The 18,641-nt window shown below is 48.3% G+C and carries 17 protein-coding genes; 14 read left to right on the forward strand and 3 right to left on the reverse strand.

Annotated elements, in window-relative coordinates; genetic code table 11:
* Positions 1–47: 47 nt before the first annotated feature.
* Positions 48–218, reverse strand: coding sequence for a DUF1697 domain-containing protein (locus tag OCU14_RS07980; protein WP_261810567.1), 171 nt, complete (start codon positions 216–218; stop codon positions 48–50).
* A 239-nt stretch (positions 219–457) separates the two neighbouring features.
* On the opposite strand from OCU14_RS07980, the gene OCU14_RS07985 reads away from it, so the two are divergent.
* From OCU14_RS07985 to OCU14_RS08030, 10 genes are all read left to right on the forward strand, one after another.
* Positions 458–1,123 carry a type 1 glutamine amidotransferase gene (locus tag OCU14_RS07985; protein WP_261810568.1) on the forward strand — a complete coding sequence of 222 codons (666 nt, stop codon included), beginning with the start codon at positions 458–460 and terminating at the stop codon, positions 1,121–1,123.
* A gap of 337 nt (positions 1,124–1,460) precedes the next feature.
* Positions 1,461–2,408 (forward strand): ADP-ribosyltransferase, encoded by a 948-nt coding sequence (locus OCU14_RS07990; protein WP_261810569.1) that lies wholly within the window; start codon positions 1,461–1,463, stop codon positions 2,406–2,408.
* Between the two features lie 136 nt (positions 2,409–2,544).
* Positions 2,545–3,267 carry an ABC transporter ATP-binding protein gene (locus OCU14_RS07995; protein WP_261810570.1) on the forward strand — a complete coding sequence of 241 codons (723 nt, stop codon included), beginning with the start codon at positions 2,545–2,547 and terminating at the stop codon, positions 3,265–3,267.
* Positions 3,267–4,487 carry an ABC transporter permease gene (locus OCU14_RS08000; protein ID WP_261810571.1) on the forward strand — a complete coding sequence of 407 codons (1,221 nt, stop codon included), beginning with the start codon at positions 3,267–3,269 and terminating at the stop codon, positions 4,485–4,487. The genes OCU14_RS07995 and OCU14_RS08000 overlap by 1 nt, the downstream gene beginning before the upstream one ends.
* A gap of 66 nt (positions 4,488–4,553) precedes the next feature.
* On the forward strand, positions 4,554–5,201 hold the full coding sequence (locus OCU14_RS08005; protein WP_261810572.1) for a TetR/AcrR family transcriptional regulator: 648 nt from the start codon (positions 4,554–4,556) through the stop codon (positions 5,199–5,201).
* A gap of 111 nt (positions 5,202–5,312) precedes the next feature.
* Positions 5,313–6,500, forward strand: coding sequence for an MFS transporter (locus tag OCU14_RS08010; RefSeq protein WP_261810573.1), 1,188 nt, complete (start codon positions 5,313–5,315; stop codon positions 6,498–6,500).
* Between the two features lie 106 nt (positions 6,501–6,606).
* Positions 6,607–7,788, forward strand: a complete 1,182-nt coding sequence (locus tag OCU14_RS08015; RefSeq protein ID WP_261810574.1) for an MFS transporter — start codon at positions 6,607–6,609, stop codon at positions 7,786–7,788.
* 51 nt (positions 7,789–7,839) lie between these two features.
* Positions 7,840–8,682: an aldo/keto reductase gene (locus tag OCU14_RS08020; RefSeq protein ID WP_261810575.1), complete on the forward strand. Its 843-nt coding sequence runs from the start codon at positions 7,840–7,842 to the stop codon at positions 8,680–8,682.
* Between the two features lie 363 nt (positions 8,683–9,045).
* Complete coding sequence (locus OCU14_RS08025) at positions 9,046–11,265, forward strand: SpaA isopeptide-forming pilin-related protein (RefSeq protein WP_261810576.1); 2,220 nt, start codon at positions 9,046–9,048, stop codon at positions 11,263–11,265.
* A gap of 215 nt (positions 11,266–11,480) precedes the next feature.
* Positions 11,481–12,047: a TetR/AcrR family transcriptional regulator gene (locus OCU14_RS08030; protein ID WP_261810577.1), complete on the forward strand. Its 567-nt coding sequence runs from the start codon at positions 11,481–11,483 to the stop codon at positions 12,045–12,047.
* Positions 12,048–12,115: 68 nt separating this feature from the next.
* Here OCU14_RS08030 and OCU14_RS08035 read toward each other — a convergent pair whose 3' ends face one another.
* Positions 12,116–14,344, reverse strand: coding sequence for a KxYKxGKxW signal peptide domain-containing protein (locus tag OCU14_RS08035; protein WP_261810578.1), 2,229 nt, complete (start codon positions 14,342–14,344; stop codon positions 12,116–12,118).
* A gap of 560 nt (positions 14,345–14,904) precedes the next feature.
* On the opposite strand from OCU14_RS08035, the gene OCU14_RS08040 reads away from it, so the two are divergent.
* The 4 genes from OCU14_RS08040 (at position 14,905) to OCU14_RS08055 (ending at position 17,390) form a co-directional block, all read left to right on the forward strand.
* Positions 14,905–15,339 (forward strand): MerR family transcriptional regulator, encoded by a 435-nt coding sequence (locus OCU14_RS08040; RefSeq protein ID WP_261810579.1) that lies wholly within the window; start codon positions 14,905–14,907, stop codon positions 15,337–15,339.
* A complete protein-coding gene (locus tag OCU14_RS08045) occupies positions 15,339–15,749 on the forward strand; it encodes a cupin domain-containing protein (protein ID WP_261810580.1) in 411 nt (136 codons plus the stop codon). The genes OCU14_RS08040 and OCU14_RS08045 overlap by 1 nt, the downstream gene beginning before the upstream one ends.
* 14 nt (positions 15,750–15,763) lie before the next feature.
* On the forward strand, positions 15,764–16,084 hold the full coding sequence (locus OCU14_RS08050; protein ID WP_261810581.1) for a carboxymuconolactone decarboxylase family protein: 321 nt from the start codon (positions 15,764–15,766) through the stop codon (positions 16,082–16,084).
* 175 nt (positions 16,085–16,259) lie between these two features.
* The gene (locus OCU14_RS08055) at positions 16,260–17,390 is read left to right on the forward strand and encodes a family 8 glycosyl hydrolase (protein ID WP_261810582.1); all 1,131 of its coding nucleotides are present in this window, start codon (positions 16,260–16,262) and stop codon (positions 17,388–17,390) included.
* Positions 17,391–17,562: 172 nt separating this feature from the next.
* Here OCU14_RS08055 and OCU14_RS08060 read toward each other — a convergent pair whose 3' ends face one another.
* Complete coding sequence (locus OCU14_RS08060; RefSeq protein ID WP_261810583.1) at positions 17,563–18,525, reverse strand: GH25 family lysozyme; 963 nt, start codon at positions 18,523–18,525, stop codon at positions 17,563–17,565.
* Between the last annotated feature and the right edge of the window lie 116 nt (positions 18,526–18,641).

Raw genomic sequence — 18,641 nt, forward strand, 5'->3', positions numbered from 1 at the left:
TTCTTGGTCGTTAAGTAATTGTACCCGCTATGGGTCTTTTTATTCAATTAGTGTTGCACTTCGATTGTAAATTCGTCGGAGACAAAAAGATTGCCACTGTTGATATAGGAACGGACATTTGTGAAGCCAGTCGCGGTGAGTTGGTTTCTGAGCTGAGCCATCGGGACACGGTGATTACCACCAACATTGATGCCCCTTAAAAGAAGGAGATAATCCATCAAACAAGACCATCCTTTATCGGTTATTCCGGTCAATTATAATCTATTGTTTCCTTATGGAAATAACAACACCTCTAACGTTAAGCAAAAGGCTTACTTTTTGCAAGCGCTTTATGCTGGAAATTTGATTTTCCTGTTCGGGGTAGAGTGGGTGACCAATCAAACGGAACCTCTTGAGAAGCAGTGGCCAGTTTCGAGTGGTACAATCCGGGCGATCCATTTGGAGGGATGTGAGTGCCATGCGCGTTAATATTTTGCAACATACACCGGAAGAAGGTCCCGGTGCGATTCGAATCTGGGCTCACGACCGGGGACATAAGGTCTTCGTCTACCATCCAGCGCAACACGGGAAGTTGCCAACGGTAGATGAGACCGATCTGTTGGTCGTCTTAGGTGGACCGATCAGTCCCAATGATTCGGCCCCCTGGATTGCCGCGGAACGTGAGCTGATGCGACAGATGATGGCTGCCCATAAGCCTATATTTGGCGCTTGTTTCGGTGCGCAACAGATAGCCAAACTCATGGGAGCTAAGGTCAGTCCGGCCCCGGCAAAGGAAGTCGGTTGGGCGCCAGTCAAACGTCTGACGACGGTGATCCCGGGCATTCCCAAGACTATGACTGTGCTGCACTGGCACCAAGACCGCTTTGACCTCCCGGCAGGGGCGATTCGGTTATTTGAAAGCGATCAGATCGACAATCAGGGGTTACTGGTCAACGGCAACGTCATCGGCCTGCAGTTCCACCTCGAAGTCATGGAAGATAATGTCTACACGATGGTCGTCAACGATGGCGACTACGTCCGGGGATCGGTTCTCAATCAAACGGCACAGGACGTGGCAGACTTCCCGATTCCAGCTGAGAACTTTTTGGTTATGGCGAGGTTGTTGGATTTTATTACAAAGTAGAAGAATGCTAAAAAAGGCGGTTATCCGGCGAGCATTAACGGTGATAGTCGGATAATCCCGGGCTTGGATTATTTGACTATCAGTGTTAAGCGGAGCTGACTGCCCTTTTTCACACGTTTCGACAGTGTGAATTCAAAGGAACCGTACCAAGCCGGTACAGTTCCTTATTTTTGTAACTTCAGTCAAATCACTCGGAACGCTGCCTACAAAGCCTTGAACTAGGCCCAAATAATGATGGATTAAACCGTTTAACCCGAATTCAATGGTGGTATACTTAAATTAACTTCAAGTGGCTGAAACGCTACAAGGAGTGGGGGTTTCGGAGGAGGAGTTAGAAGTGAATACATACAAACGCTTTGTGGCCTTAACTATGGTGGGCCTTACCTTAGGTGGTGGTGTCCTGGGAGCAGAGACTGCCAGTGCTAAGTCCAAGGTTTACACGATTACTGATCGGACCAGTCAAACGACCACGCCGGGAACCACGCAGGTTGTGACAGACCGAGACGTTAGCGCCCGATCGGCCACAACCGATGAGACAGTCACAATTCCTAAGAATACTGCGCTGACGATCATGAGTCATCATGAGGGTCGGACCAAGGTTGCAGTGGGCGATAGTAACCAGCCCTTGTGGGTGAACAACCTGGCCGCAGTGACCTACAGTACTCAGAAAATCACGATTTCCAAGCAGGCGAGAAAGAAGCTGAATCGACAGTCTCGCAAGTGGTATAAGACACTCAGTAAGCGACAACGCCAGGTACTCGGTCGCTATACCGGGGAGGGCTCAGACGCCATTAACAACGTTCTAAGGAAGCCTAAGAAGCGTTCGACTGTGCAGTCACGGCAACGCGTCAAGGACCTGAGAGCGGCTCTCAAGACGTTTAAACTCAAGCAACCGATGACTGTCTACCGCGGCACCTCGGACTGGATTGTGAATCTGTCGCTAGGAGGAAAGAAGTTAAAGCCGGGAGCCGTTTACCAGGACCCTGGTTTTGCCTCGACCACGCTGAGTAAGTCCGTGGGAACTGACTTTATGTCCGAAGATTTATTGAAGGTTAATATGCCGGCCGGCTACCACGGGGCGTATCTGAATCCAATCTCCGAATATGAGGGAGAATACGAGTATCTCCTGAATCCGAATACCAAGTTAGTGGTGACTAAGATTCAGAAGGTCACGATTAAGGGGCGGCTAAAGGTTACGCTTAAATATGGTCAGCACAAGCATACTTCAACGGTCAATGAAAATCAGCGGTATCGCTTGATTACCATGAGTTTGATGAACAAATAACAAGAATTGGTTTCTCGATGAGGAACCAATTTTTTTATGGGATTGTTGACTTTTTTGAAAAGTGATTGTATACTCACCTTATCGAGTAAGTAATTACTCACTCATCTAAATTTATAAAGCTTTGGGAGGTATTATTATGGGACAAGCAATTATTGATTTACAACATTTAGCCAAGAAGTTTGGCGATGAAACGGTATTGAAGGATATCAACCTCACCGTCAACAAGGGCGAGATTGTCGGTTTAATTGGACCTTCTGGGGCCGGTAAATCGACGGTCATCAAGGTCACGTTGGGCATGGAAGTTGCCAGTGGCGGTTCTGCTAAGGTCTTTGACACTACGATGCCGAATCGCCAATTGTTGGGGCGGATTGGCTACATGGCGCAAACGGATGCCCTGTACGATGCCTTGACCGGAAAAGAAAATCTGGTATTTTACGGCAAGATGAAGGGAATTGAAAAGTCCCAGATGGCGGCCGAGGTTGAACATGCGGCTAAAGTGGTTGATTTAACTAAGGACCTGAACAAACGGGTCTCTGGCTATTCCGGTGGGATGATGCGGCGGTTATCGCTGGCCATCGCACTGCTTGGTAGTCCTGAGTTATTGGTTTTGGACGAACCGACCGTCGGAATTGACCCAGCCCTGCGTCGTCAAATCTGGGCGGAACTCGATCGGATTAAGAGCGAGGGTCGGAGCATTCTCATCACGACTCACGTGATGGACGAAGCCGAATTAACCGATCGGGTGGCCTTGCTGCTAGATGGTAAGGTCATGGCTTTTGACGAACCTGGGGTGTTGAAGAAACAGTACGATGTGCCGACGATTGAAGATGTCTTCTTAAAGGCGGAGGGTGTTGAATAATGAGAACAATTGCAATTATGAATCGGGTTCTAAAAGAACTCTTTAGAGATAAGCGGACGTTGGCCTTAATGTTCCTGGCCCCCGTCCTGGTCATGTTATTGATGAGTGTGATCTTCAACACGAACTCATCGACAAATGTGAATGTCGGTACGGTTGCCGTAACACAGAAGCTCAACAAGGAAATGGGCAGTATCAAGCACGTTGACGTCAAGTCCTACGATAGCAAGGCGGATGCCAACAAGGCGTTAAAAGATGATAAGATTGATGCTATTATCAAGAAAAACGGGAAGAACTTTAGCCTGACCTATGCCAACACGGATTCCTCTAAAACGGCGGCCGTTAAGTTGGCCTTTAAGAATGCGTTGACGGCAACGAGTATTGACCAGTTAAAGTCTGCGCTAAAGAAGAGTACCAAGGCCACGGTTAAGCTCCAGGCTCAGCTGATTGCCATGCAGAAGCAACAGGCCGCAGCGAGTTCGGCGAGTCAGACCGCTGGTGCAACTACGGCCACTCAGAAGGCCGCTGCCACCAAGGCCACGTCGACAAATCATGCAACCAAGAGTACTAGTCAGACGACGCCAAAGATTACCAATCACTACGTATACGGGGATAAGGACACCGGCTTCTTTGCCAAGATGGTGCCAATCCTGATGGGCTTCTTCGTCTTCTTCTTCGTGTTCCTGATTTCGGGGATGGCACTGCTGAAGGAACGGACGACAGGAACCCTAGACCGGTTGTTAGCAACGCCAGTTAAGCGGTCTTCCATCGTCTACGGGTACATGTTAAGCTACGGGATTCTCGCCGTCATTCAAACGATTGTGATCGTTCTGGTCACGGTTTGGTTATTGGGCATCGAGGTTGTTGGGAACTTAGTGAGTGTGATTTTGATTAACTTGCTGTTGGCTCTCGTGGCGCTGGCCTTTGGGATTCTCCTGTCTACCTTTGCCAACTCCGAATTCCAAATGATGCAATTTATTCCACTGGTCATCATTCCCCAAGTCTTCTTCTCTGGCTTAATTCCGCTGGATTCGATGGCTAGCTGGGTCAGTGATATTGCCTACATCATCCCACTAAAGTACTCGGGAGATGCAGTTAACGCGATTATCATGCGGGGTACCTCGATCTTCGACCTAGGTGGCGACATCTTAGTACTGTTAGGTTTCTTGGTGGCCCTGACCATTCTCAACATTGTTGGCTTACGGCGGTACCGGAAAGTCTAACAAAATCACGAACATTCTTTAGAATAATCGCGTATAATGGTGTTTTGACAGGAATCTATGAAAGGAGTGACCAGCTTGGAACCACCAATTTTTGATAATTATCGTGATTGGCTCGACCATCAGAAAATGCCTAAGGGCAAGAAGGCCGCGTTGATTACCGCGATGCGGCTCTTCTCTGAGTCTGGATTTGATGGGACGTCGACGGTTCAGGTCGCCAAAGAAGCGGGGATCAGTCAGGCCACCATCTTTAAATACTTTCATACCAAGCAAGATTTGTTGATGGCAATTGTCCAACCAGTTCTGGAACACTTCTTTCCAACTTACCGCGACGAGTTCTTCAGAGGTATCGCAAAACGAAAGACGCTAACCGAGATCGTTCATTTCATTGTAACTGACAGGTATCATTTTATTAAATCTAATGAGCAAGCTGTCAGGATCATCGCGGTGGAAATGATGACTAATGCCGAGATGCGCCAGGCTTTCGCTAAGGTCGTTGAGAGTGAGGACTTTAACTTTCTCCAAGAACTCATTCAATTTTTCTACGATACCGGTGAGCTGCGTGACGACGTTGATGCCGCTGGTTTGCTTCGCGTGATTGCCGGGCAAATGATGGTTTACATCATCCAAGGGACCTACGTGCCAGCATTGTTGCATGGTGAGCAGGAAGAGTTAGAAATTATCACGAATCAGATTGTTCGAACGCTTAAAAAGTAAGCTGAACGGCTAGTTTTCCCATTTGGGGGCTAGCCGTTTTTTAGTTTGTCGTGTAAGGTAGACTATAAAACTAAAAACGAGACGTTTGGCGTCATTAAGGAAGGATTTACCATGACCAAGTACCGGTTACAAACGATTATCTTTGTTCTCACCTCATTCATGTTAGGCTGCAACGAGTTCATTGTCGTTGGGGTGATCTCAGACATTGCCAAGACCCTGAGTGTTTCGGTAGCCACGGTGGGCTATCTGGTGACGATCTATGCCACGGTATTTGCCGTTAGCACGCCGATCATTACGGTTCTGACAAACCGATTCAGTCGCTATAAAGTCTTCATGGTACTTATGGCTATCTTTCTGCTGGGAAACACCTTGAGTGGTTTTGCCACGACTTATGGGTTACTGATTGCGGCGCGGATGACGACGGCCGTGGTGGCTGGGGCCATTGAGTCCTTTATCATTGCCTTTGCAAACGACATTGCACCACGTGACAAACGGCCGATTCTAATCGCCTGGATCTCGGCCGGATTCAGTATTGCTTCCGTCATTGGGGTGCCGATCGGGACAGCAATCAGTACCGCTGACAGCTGGCACACGGCCTTCCATATCATCTCGGTAATTACCCTGGTAACCTACGCGCTGTTAGCCTGGTTGCTACCACGACACGTCGATCAGAGTACCGGGAGTGTTAAGGAACAGCTGGTTTTTCTGACCGACAAGCGGGTTTATTTGGCAGTTGGGCTCAACCTGACCATGGCGGCCACGATGTACGCGTACTACACCTATATTCGACCCCTGATTACGGAGGGCCTAGGATTCAGTGTTTCCAGTCTGAATTGGCTCCTCTTTATTCTGGGAATTATGAGTATTATCAGTAATCGCTTGTCAGGAACCTTGGCCGAGCGCGATGGTTTGCGGGTGATTCCCTGGTTTTACATTGCTGACATTGTGTTGTTATTACTCCTGCCGCTGGCGCTGGACCACGCTTTCTTGGGATTTGCCATCCTGCTAGCCCTTGCGCTGATTGTGACCATTGCCGGGGCACCGCTTCAGATTCACTTCCTGGATGTGGCGGCGGAAAGCTATCCGCAAGCCATGATGTTGGCCGCGGCGGTCAATCCCATCTTCTTTAACGTGGGGATCTCGGTCGGGTCGGCCACAGCCTCCGTGCTTTTGAACCATGCCGGACTGAAGAGCCTGAGTTTTGGGGCAATTGCTTATGCCGTGATTTCATTGATTCTGGTGGTCGTCTTGAACCACGAAATGGCGAAGCGGCGGCAGTTACGATCGTTTAATCATTAAAAAATAAGTGGTGACGTTTTCATGAGTCGTCACCGGAGAATTTTCCTGAGGGATCGTGTAAGCTGAACTATATGACTAACTAGACCGACTCAGAGGAGAAACTATTGTGAATAAGTATCGTTGGCAGGCCATCGTGTTCGTTTTGGTGGCCTTTATGCTGGGATGTAATGAATTTATTGTGGTCGGTGTGCTCTCCGATATTGCCCAAGAGTATCAGGTGCCGGTCGCCACGGTGGGGTATTTGGTAACGATCTTTGCGACGGTTTATGCCGTCAGTACGCCATTTGTGACGATTCTGACCAGTCGTTATAGCCGCTACAAGACGCTGATGGTCTTGATGGGGGTATTTTTACTCGGGAATACCTTGAGTGGCTTTGCTATGAATTATCCAGTCCTGCTGGTGTCACGGATGGTGACGGCTATGGTGGCGGGTGCCATTATCTCCCTCATCATGACCTTTGCGAGCACGATTGCCCCGCGGGAGAAACGGGCAGGGCTCGTGTCTTGGATTTTCGCTGGATTTAGCATCGCTTCCGTCTTCGGGGTGCCGATCGGGACGGCCATTAGTACCAGTTACAGCTGGCACGACGCCTTCTACCTGATCTCTGGGATCAGTGCGATTACCTGGGTCTTATTGGGGTGGCTCTTGCCACGCCAGGTAGAACAGGTTCAGGGCAGTATTCGCAATCAACTGGTGTTACTAAAGGACCGTCGTATCTACGTGGGGATTGCCCTGGTACTCTTTACGGCGGCGACAATGTACGCGTACTATACCTACATCCGACCACTGCTGACGACGGCTCTGGGCTTTAGTAATGAGAGTCTAAATTGGCTATTGTTCCTGATTGGGATTATGAGTATTATCAGTAACCGTATTTCGGGGATGCTGGCCGAGCGCAATGGATTGCGGATCATGCCACGATTCTACATTGCGGACATTATCTTATTAGCTGTCTTGCCATTTGCTCTGGGTTCAAAAGTCTTGGGACTAGGGATCCTGCTAGTGATGAGTCTGATTGTCACAGTCATCAATTCCCCAATCCAGATTCATTTCCTTAACATTGCGGAAGAGGAATATCCGCAGTCGACCGTGTTGGCCTCATCATTGAATTCAATCTTCTTTAACTTTGGAATTTCGCTGGGGTCGGCCACGGCTTCGGGGATGCTGGGAACGGTCGGACTGCGCTATATTAGCTGGGGAGCGGCTGTCTACGCTGCCATCTCACTGGGATTGGCATTGACCTTAAACCGCGTCATTCGCTGGCACAGACAAACCAGTTCCCTTTAGAACGGGCTCGCGTTAAGCTAGAATGTGAGATTGCGTTTAGGAGGTTCACTCATGACAGAAGTACAGACAGTCACATTAAATGATGGTTTTGAAATGCCCGCCATTGGGTTAGGCACGTATCAGGTTCGTGGTGGTCAAGGGGTCAATCAGATTCTGGCGGCCATTAAGGACGGGTATCGAAGCTTGGACACGGCCACGAATTATGACAACGAGGGAGCCGTCGGTGAAGCCATTCGCCGGTCGGGCTTGCCACGTTCGGCCTTCTTCGTGACGTCAAAATTACCCGGTAAGTATCACCAGTATGCCAACGCCACCATGTCGATTCAGGAGTCCCTGTATCGCATGGGACTCGACTACTTTGACTTATTTCTGATTCACTGGCCATTGCCCAAGCGGGACCACTACGTTGAAGCTTGGCAGGCCATGATCGATGCGCAGACTCGCGGGTTGATTCGTTCAATCGGGGTGTCAAACTTTGAGCCCGAGCATCTAGACCGGTTGATTAAAGAGACCGGGGTGACGCCAGCCGTGAACCAATTGGAGGTTCATCCTTACTGGACTCAGGAACGGATGGTGGCTGAAGACCAGAAGCGGGGCATTGTGACCGAAGCCTGGAGTCCATTGGGACGCGGAAGTGCAGCTCTAAAGGAACCCTTGATCCAGCACTTGGCAACTAAGTATGGCAAAAACGTTGGTCAAATTGTGCTCCGCTGGCACACACAACGGGGGATCGTGCCGATCCCTAAGGCTAGCAACTTGGTTCACCAACGTGGGAACCTCGACATCTTCGATTTCAGTTTGGAACCAGAAGAGGTAGCGGCAATTACGGCTCTCAGCCGAGTTGACGGGCGGATCGACAATCAGGATCCTAATGAATATGAGGAATTCGACTAATTTTTACCGACCAATTGAATAATCAAGCGACGAATGAATGGTGTGAACAAAATAAGTTCATACCATTTTTGTTTGCAACCGAAATCAATCATCAGTTAATTCCCTAAACCTCGCATTGATCGGGCTAGATCACTAGTGGTGACAGCGACGCAGAGAAGTCAATCACGATAGCCGCTAAAAGTGGGGTTGAGTGTTCATAAAATGAAACGTCAAATGGATGAGCACTCAGGACTCGCCCTTTTACAGAAGTCGTTATAGTGGGGGCTGAAGCGGAATAGAAGAGTAGTTTTTAATTCGGTAAGCTTTGATCCCCATAATGGAGCAACCCACTGTGGGGGTGTTGGTGATTGGAGGAGGATGACGATGAAAAGGAAGATTTGGCCCATCATTTTTGGACTAGTGATGGCACTGACCGTCTTCCTTACAGGCGGGTTCATCACCAGTGGCGTGACGGCCCACGCCGCTGAGTTAATGGTATCAGGTCTCACCGGAAACGATCCGACCCTTACCGATCTGCAAGGGAGCAAGGTTCCTTTAGGGAGCGAGTTAAGTAAGTGGAACAGTTATGAAGTTAATTACACTTGGGGGATTCCCGATGGGGAAGCCATCCAAGCAGGCGACACGGTATCAGTGACGTTACCACCTAGCGCGGTGGCGAGCCAAGATATCTCGGTTAGTTTGAAGGATGATTCTGGACGAGTCGTCGGCACTTTTACGATTAAAGCTGGTGAAAGTACCGGTACTATCACGTTTAACGATGTCTTAGGTCAGTCCGCTACTAACCGTGGTGGTCACCTGCAGTTCTATGTGACTGGGACTAATGAGAATGAAAACCTAGGCCATGATTGGGGAGTTAACAAGGTTGGCTGGATTGCCGATCGAAATGCAGATGGGTCACCCTCAAAGCTGACCTGGAACATCGCGTTTAACCCCAATGGCATGGCAATGGGAACCGCGGTTATCACGGATACGTTAGGTCCTAACCAAACTTATATTCCCGGCAGTGTCTATGCCGAGACTGGTAAGTATGGTGAAGATGGCGGGTTCGTTGCCGATGGGACCGTTACCCCTGAGGTTGAGGGCAAAGGGAACACCCTGATCTTTACGTTCCCAGACGTTACCAAAGCCGTTAATATGACGTATCAAACGACGCCTAATGATGTGAGTGAAAGTGAGATTTGGACGAATACCGCTTCACTGAATGGTCAATATGTGACGGCCCAAATTACTTGGGGCGGCAGTGGTAGTGGCAATGGTTCCGACCATCAGTATGGTGAAGTTCTCTTAACCAAGACCGATAAGACGACTGGTGCTAAGCTTGCTGGCGCGACCTATACGCTAGAAGATAGCAATGGCAAGGTCTATGGGTCAGGGTTAGTCACCGATGCCGACGGGAACATTTCATTCGCTAGCCTGCCTGCCGGTGATTACAAGTTCATAGAAACGGCGGCCCCAGAAGGTTACACGTTGGATGCAACGCCAATCACGTTCACCATTGTGAAGGGTGAGACGGCGACGGTCGACGTTTCCGCTGAGGACACGCCAACACCGGTTGTTCCAGATTCCGGCGAGGTCGTTTTAACCAAGACGGACAAGGATAGTGGTGCTAAATTAGCCGGGGCAGTCTACACGTTGAAGAAGAGCGATGGCACCGAAGTGGCTTCAGGTTTAACAACCAATGCCGAGGGTGTCTTGACCTACAAGGGGTTGGCCGCTGGCGACTACGAGTTAGTTGAAACGGCAGCCCCAGCAGGCTACACGTTAAATGAAACACCGATTACCTTTAGCATCGGGAGTGGGTCAACGGCCGCAGTGGATGTTTCCGCCGAAGACGTTGCCGATCACGATGATGAAGAGCCGGTTGGCAAGGTCGTTTTGACCAAGACGGACAAGGCGACTGGTAAAAAGTTAGCCGGTGCTGTTTACAACTTGTTAGACGGCAATGGTGAAGTCATGAAGTCAGACTTGACGACAGATGCCGATGGGATTATTCAGGTCGATGGTCTCGCCGCTGGAAACTACCAGTTCGTTGAAACGAAAGCGCCAGCAGGCTACCAGCTTGATAAGACACCGATTGCCTTTACCATTAGCAGTGATGGAATGGCAGCAGTCGCAGTGACTGCCGAAGATTCAGCGACTACGCCAGGCGGTGGCGGCGAGGCTCCTGGTGGGACAGTACCACCAGTTACCACGCCACCTACCGGACCAACGACACCGGAACCAGGGCCAGAACCAACGCCAACGCCAGAACCAAATCCGACGCCAACGCCAAATCCAAACCCAACGCATCCGACGGCACCAAAGCCACCAGTAGCGCCAACGACGCCAACTCATCCAGGGACTACAACACCAGAACCAGGTAACACGACGGGGTCTGGGAATCAGCATCCGGCCACTGGTGGTGCAGGCAACACGGCACCAACGACTGGTCAGACGAGTTCTAGTCATGCTACAAGCACCTACACCGGTCAGACGTTACCACAGACTGGGGAACGTTCAGCAAAGCCATTAATTGTGGCCGGGTTGGCCTTCCTGTTAGCCTTAACGACTGGCGGCTGGGTTGTTTGGGAACGGCGTTACTAACGTCATATGCAGGTTAATAAATGACGAGTTTACCCAGCGGGCAACTCGTCATTTTATGTCACTACTTATAATGGGATTAACTATGATCGCATGGAATAATGTGCTACACTAAGTTGGAATAATTTGGCGACTCGATATTTGGATAAGTAGTTTATTCTACCAGCCGTTCAAGGTATAATTAGTTGAGAATACGAGACTTTAAATGAGGCGAAAACATGGTAAAACGACGAGCATTAACCCAAGATATTGTCTTGGAGAAGGCCAATCAGCTGATCGCAGAGAATGGGATTGAGAACCTCACTGTCCGAGCTTTAGCTGATGCTCTAGAAATTCGGCCCCAATCCGTTTATAACTATGCGGATAGTCTGACCGATCTCCTGGACCAAGTGGGATTACGCTTCGTTCAGCAACTGGCGGATCAGCTAATGCGGCGGTTAGTGGGGGTTGGCGGCAAGGAAGCTCTGATGGTCTTTGCTCAGGAATTTCGGGAAGGTTGTCGAAAACAACAACATCTCGCGCCCATCCTGATGGATCCTAATGACATGCGCCAGTTAAAACGGACCCATGAAGCGTTGATGACGCTTTATCTGCAAATGTTTAAGAGTTTACATCTGGTTGGTGGTGACGAGGAGGGCCTCGTTGCGTCAATGCTTTATCGCTCGACGCTATTCGGTTTTCTGGTTCAGGAGTTTGGCGGTTTTTTGAATATTTCACAACGGAAGATTGACACGCGATTCATTCAAACCATGCAGCTCGCCATCGATCAAATAAATCCAAAATAAATTAAAAAATCCATTCGGACACTGATTAAGTTCAGTGTTCGGATGGATTTTTAGGTTACTAGAGTAAGTTATTCATGACGCTTGCGACTCAAGCCAAGACCTAAAGTTGATAAGGCCACGGCAACACCGGCAGCAATGACTGAGACGGCACTTTGCTTTTCACCGGTTTGTGGTAAAGTCGTTGCGTTTTGGTGGTTAGTCTTGGATGTGGCTAACTTGGTTGCGGTCACCTGAGCGGCCTGACCATGAGTCTTAACAATTGTGCTGGTCGTGGTCTTGTGGCCAGTGGCTTTGACACCCTTGGCCTTATCACCAGCAGTGATGTTGACAACGTGGTTGCCTTTGTCAGTGGTTGGTTCAGTAGGGTCAACGATCTGGTCGCCATCCCCGCCAGTTACCACTTGGTCACCGTCGCCGTCAGTAATTGGCGTCGTTGGGGTGACGGGCGTTGTTGGTTCCGTCGTACCAGGATCCGTGGTTGGATCGGTTGGGTCTGTGGTCCCGGGGTCAGTAGTTGGATCGGTTGGGTCGGTGGTGCCGGGATCAGTGGTTGGATCGGTTGGGTCTGTCGTGCCGGGATCAGTGGTTGGATCGGTTGGGTCCGTCGTGCCAGGGTCGGTACTTGGATCGGGATCCGGATCAACTGGCGTGACATCATCGACGATTGTGAAGGTGACGTCCGTTTCCGCTTGGTAGTTGTTAGTTGTGACAACGGTGATCGTGTAGGTCCCGGCCGGAATGGGCGTTCCATTGGCCTTGTAAACGAAGCCTAATGGATTGTCTGGATCCGGATTATTCCAGAAGTATAAAGGCAAGGCGCCTTCTGTGATAGCCTTGTACTTAGCAGTTGGATCAATGTTACCGGCGAGGTCTTGGGAACCGAAGAGCAGGCCACTAATTGGATCAAATGTGGACATTGCTGGTAGTTCGGAAAGCTTGTAGGTTCCGCCTTGGATTGTTTGTTTGGAAGTCCAAGTGTTTAGCAGATGGTCATCATTAAAATTGGTGGTAAAGTGGTTCCCACCGATGAGCAACGTGCTAAGGTTGGTGTAACCAGATAAGTCAGGTAACTTGCCACTAAGGTCATTGTCCTCCAGATAAAGCGCTTGTAATTTTGGAAATCCACTAAGATCAGGGAAGGCACCCGAGAGCTTGTTATCACTGAATTGTAAGTACAAGGCTTCTGGTAAACTGCCGATATCAGTGAGAGCTCCGGTCATAGCATTAAAATCGAAGTTAACGTTAATCAGTTGGGTGTAGGCCGAAAGATCTGGCACATTACCAGTTAGGTTGTAGTGATTGATGCTAAGATACTTTAATTGGGTATTTTGACCCAGATAAGTCTTCATAAAGGTACTAGCATCTTGAGCGGGCATCGGTGTGTTTTCTGGAACAGTCAATGCTAGTGTTGTCAGTTTTGGTGCGAAGGAAAAGTCAATCATGTGTTCTGGGGCGATAGCCTTTTTAGTCAAAGTGAAACCGTCTAAGTTCGTGAGATATTGAATTCCAGTGAAGTCAGTGGGTAGGTCACCAGTATAACCATAATCAGTCAATGAAGTGATTTTGGAGAGATAGAGGAATAAGTTACTCGATGTGATGTAAGCACCTTTATTAAAGAACTTAGCGGCATTAATAACCCAAGCCCGCATAGCAGGATCGGGCATCCATTCGGTGGCATCGACACCCATGATGTCAGGTAAGGTTGCGGCCTTCACTAAAGCGCTCCGAGATAACAGAGACGTTGGTAAAACTGAAGAGAATGATTGAACCTTTTCAACGGTGTCGTCAGATGATTCTTTGATAGGTGCAGCTTCTTCTTTAACATCGTCTGTTTGAGTGGTTGCGACTTCAGGTGTTTCTTGAACGTCCTTCTTCACTTCAGAAACATTGTTGTCAGAAACTGGTGCATCTGATTTAGTGGTATCCGAGTCGTCCTTAGTTGCTGGATCGGATACCTTTTTTTCAGTGTTGTCTTTTTCAGTATCGGTCTTAGTTTCAGTATCAGTTTCAGTATCAGTTTCAGTATCTGTTTTAGTATCTGCGTTACTTTCAGATGTATCTTCTTTGGTATCACTGGACGCCTTCAAGGTTGCTTGATTAGACTGTTCAGAGCTGGAATCGCTTTCATTTTCGGTTTGTGGCGTTGCGGCGGGGGTGGTGTCAGCATTAGCAGTGACGCCCATGCCAGTCATCCCTAAGCCTAAGGTTGCAACAGTGATGCAAGCGAAGACCCAGTTCTTGCCTGCCTTGTAACTCTTAAAGTGTTCCTTAGTTTCAACGTTAGCTTGCTTCCTCATGATGATTTCCTCCTCAATTGCTGTGAAATTATTTCGCCCTAGTCATTGGTTACTCTTTTTACCACACATTAGTTAATGTGGACAATCTTTTCTACAACTTCATTGTACGCTTTTTTACAGGTAATTCAAGCTTAATCATAAAGGGAGAAAACTAATTCGTGGGTTATTCTTAGTTACGTGAAATTAAACCGGTTTACCGTTGTAAAATAAGCATTTAGCAGTTCTTGTCTTGCAACACTCACTTGAGAATAACAGGAATAACTCGCCAGCTGACCACATTTTTAACTAATTGCGTCATTCGAATAAAATGATAATTGCAGTCGTATATAAGTCATGGTGTGTTTGTTATATTTCTTTACTTAATGCCAAATGAATTTGAAAAGTCCGAATCTTTATCAGCGGTTAAGCCGGCTTTTTCAAAAAATGGGATCGTTAAACTGTTGGTCAATGATATCTTCAGCTATGATTGAACTGATAAAAATATTTTGTCTTTTGTCTTGACTTAAAGTGCACTCGAAGGTGTTTACTAGGGCTTGTAAGGCATTCAAGGAGGCGTCGTTGTGGCAGATAAACAGTACCGAATCGGTGAATTTTCAAAATTGGTGGGTCTGTCGACCTACACTTTGCGTTACTACGAGGACCAAGGCTTGATCGTTTCCCAGCGTGATGGAAATGGCGTTCGTTATTATACAGAGAATGATATTCAATGGGTTGGTTTTATCCTGCATCTCAAAGGAACTGGACTCCGTCTAAATGATCTCAAACGTTACGTTCGACTGCGAGCTGAAGGTGACAGCACGATCACTGAGCGGCGTGACATGCTACAGAAGACTAAGGATGATGCGGAAGCCGATATTGCTGAGCTTCAGATGCATCTCAAGGTCCTCATCCGGAAGATCGACTGGTATGACGGCAAGGTCGATCACACGATTGACGACTCCGAGAGTTTCCATGACTATTTACAACAATTCAATGACACGAAGGAGAATAAATAATGGCTAAGAATGAAGATATTAAAAATGGTGTGATTTTCCCAGCAGGTGACAAGAACGAGGCTTACCAAAAGTTCTTTACCGGTCAGAGCTACTTACAAGGATTAGTGAGTGACCCTGACGTCAGTGTGGGTGTTGGTAACGTGACCTTTGAACCTGGTTGCCGGAATAACTGGCACATTCATCACAATGGTTTTCAAATTCTGTTGGTTACTGGTGGTGAAGGCTGGTATCAAGAAGACGGTCAACCTGCCCGGCGCTTACATCCCGGTGATGTCGTGGTTACCAAGGACGGCGTTAAGCACTGGCACGGTGCTACCAAAGATAGCTGGTTCAGTCACATCGCCATCACGGCAGGTACCCCAGAATGGTTGGAACCCGTCGACGATGCTCACTACAACGCATTAGACTAGGAGGCCTGAATCTCATGGCAAAGAAGCAAACAGCAGGTCGCGACAACTTAGGTGACTTTGCCCCTAAGTTCGCAGAACTCAATGATGACGTTTTATTCGGTGAAGTTTGGTCGCGTGAGGACAAGCTCTCCGCCCATCAACGGAGTCTGATTACCATTTCAGCCCTGATCTCCGCCGGAAACTTTGAACAACTCCCAGCACACCTGAAGATTGGCAAACAAAACGGGATCACCAAGGATGAAATTGCCGAAGTGATTACTCACTTGTCCTTCTACGTGGGTTGGCCCAAGGCCTGGTCCGCATTTGGGATCGCCAAAAAGGTCTTTACAGATTAAGAAATGAAACAACGCCCGAGAATGGTTAAGTTCTCGGGCGTTTTGTGTCGCCATCAAATCAGTTGTCAGGTCAAAATTAATGACTTGGGTTATTTTGGACGACAAATAATTTAGTTTGCGAGATAATTAAAGGTAATTAGAATGTCGTGATCTTTTTAAAAAGGGAGTTGTAAGTATGCATAAACGTCGGTTAATGGGAGTCGTTATCGGTATCGGGTTGGTTGTAGGACTGGTAGCTGGCATTGCGACTGTTCGTCCAACAGCTAGCGAGGCCAAGACCAATGCAGCAGTGACCCAGTATCAGCAGTGGCGTAAGGCCTATGTGGCCGGGTCATCCCAGAAGTACGTGAAGAGTAACAATGGTCAGGGGAAGACAACGGCGCTTTCCGAAGGTCAAGGCTATGCCATGTTGGCGGCCGTCCTGGCTGCCAAGAAGGGCGCCAAGACCCAGACCACGTTTAATCAATTCTATAAATACTATCAGTCTCACCGGGTATCCAGCAAGGTGCCGCTGATGCAATGGCAACAGACCAAGCGCTCCGGTAAGATGACCAGCAAGGGGTCCCAGAAGAATAGTGCGACCGATGGAGATTTGGATATTGCCTACGCTCTCATCCTTGCCGACAAGCAGTGGGGAAGCCGCAAGACCAACTATAAGAAGGCGGCCAAGTCATTGATCAAAGCTATCAAGCAAAAGGAAATCAACAAGACAACCTATCTGCCAACCATGGGGAATTGGGCAACATCGAGTTACGATGTCAGCAAGCTCCGGACGGCGGATCTGATGACCGGGTACTTTAAGACCTTTGCCAAATACACCAAGGATAAGACCTGGAACAAGGTGGCTAAACAGAGTCAAGTGGCCGTGAAGAAACTCAGTGCGCGTCACAAGACCGGGTTATTCCCAGACTTTATCTTTGCGACCAAGAAGAGTATCAAACTCAAGGCCGTTAAACCGTATACGATTGAGTCGGGGACGGATAACCAAGTCGGCTACAATGCTTGCCGGGTGCCTTGGCGCTTAGCTCAGACCTATAAGATTAGCAAGGATAGTGTCACCAAGAAAGCCTTGAAGAAACAGCTGGCCTTCTACAATAAGAAAAAGAAGATTACGGCGGTTTATACCGTGAGCGGCCGGGCCGTCAATAGCTACGAGAATACGGCGTTCACCGCACCGGTTCACGTGGCCGCTAAGACGATGGGTTACAAGAGTTTAACCAAGAAGACTGCTAAGCAGTTACCGAAGAAGATTGAAAAACGCAACTACTTCTCGGCAACCTTACAGGTGGTCACGGCACTACAATAGAGTAATAGAGTGCGACAAAAGGCGGTTATCAGGTTTAAACGGAACCAGCTGCCTTTTGTCGCACGTTTCAGCCATAGAAATTTAACGAATCAGACCGGGCAATTGTCCGGTCTATTTTTATGCAAAAAAAACGATGGTCAACTCGGAAGTTGATCATCGTCAGAATTACTCTTTATTTGTAAGGAGTCACGTAGTTCTTTTGGGAAGTAACGTAGTGACCGTTGGTTAATTGGTAACGGTAAGAGCCCTTGTTGTTCTTAACAACGGCCTTAACGGCTAACTTCTTACCAGCCTTGATCCGCGTCTGTGAGATCCGTTTGTTCTTAGTGAACAACGTCGACGTGTATTCGAAGATTGGTTTCTTAACCGTGACACCCTTAGCGCCATCTAAAGACTTGTAGTAGCTAGGCTTAGCCTTGGCCTTGTGGGTCATGGAACCCGTGAACCACTTGTCAACCGTGGACTTGTCTAAGACCTTGTTCAAGTCGACGTTACCGCTGATTCCGGATACACGGCCAGAACTGGTGTATTGCCAGAGATCAACGGACGTCCCGGAAACCTTAGGCTTGTAAGAACTGTACTTGGCAATCCAAACACCATCGAACTTGCTGAAGTTCAGCTTATGATAGTTGGCGTAGTATTCACCGGCATACATGATTAAAGGCTTGTCGGTTAACTTACGCATCGTCTTTAACCAAGCATTGACGTAGGTTTGTTCCTTGTTCTTAGCGGAAGGCATCCGTTTTTCTTCATCCAAAACGAAGAACTTTGTGTTCTTGTTGCTCCGCTTATAGAAGTCTTTGGCTTCATTCTGGGCATCCTTCACACTCGTGAATTCAGCGAACATGTATTGGCCAAATGGAACGCCATACTTGTGGGCACCATTGGCGTTGACGTTCCGCTTGCTGTCAACCATGTAACCAGCGTCACCCTTGCTCCCATGTTGCACGCGGATGATCGCGTACTTCAGATCCTTGGAAGCTTTCTTCCAGTTGATGTTTCCTTGATATTGCGAAATGTCAGCAACCTTTTTAGCTGCGGCATCGGCCTTAGTCGTGCTGAGCCCTACACCCACAGCGAGAACGGCGGCGAAGGCGGCAATACCAACACTCAATTTATGTAACTTATTAGACATAAAATACTTCCTCCTCAATCTTTGCCTTCATTGTACACGGTATGGCCGGCTAAAAGGTTACCACAGGTTTACAGTTGATTACATTTAGATTTCAGCCTTGAAAGGTCGGGATACAT

This window comes from Levilactobacillus humaensis, assembly GCF_024345185.1.
In the GTDB taxonomy this organism is placed as follows: domain Bacteria; phylum Bacillota; class Bacilli; order Lactobacillales; family Lactobacillaceae; genus Levilactobacillus; species Levilactobacillus humaensis.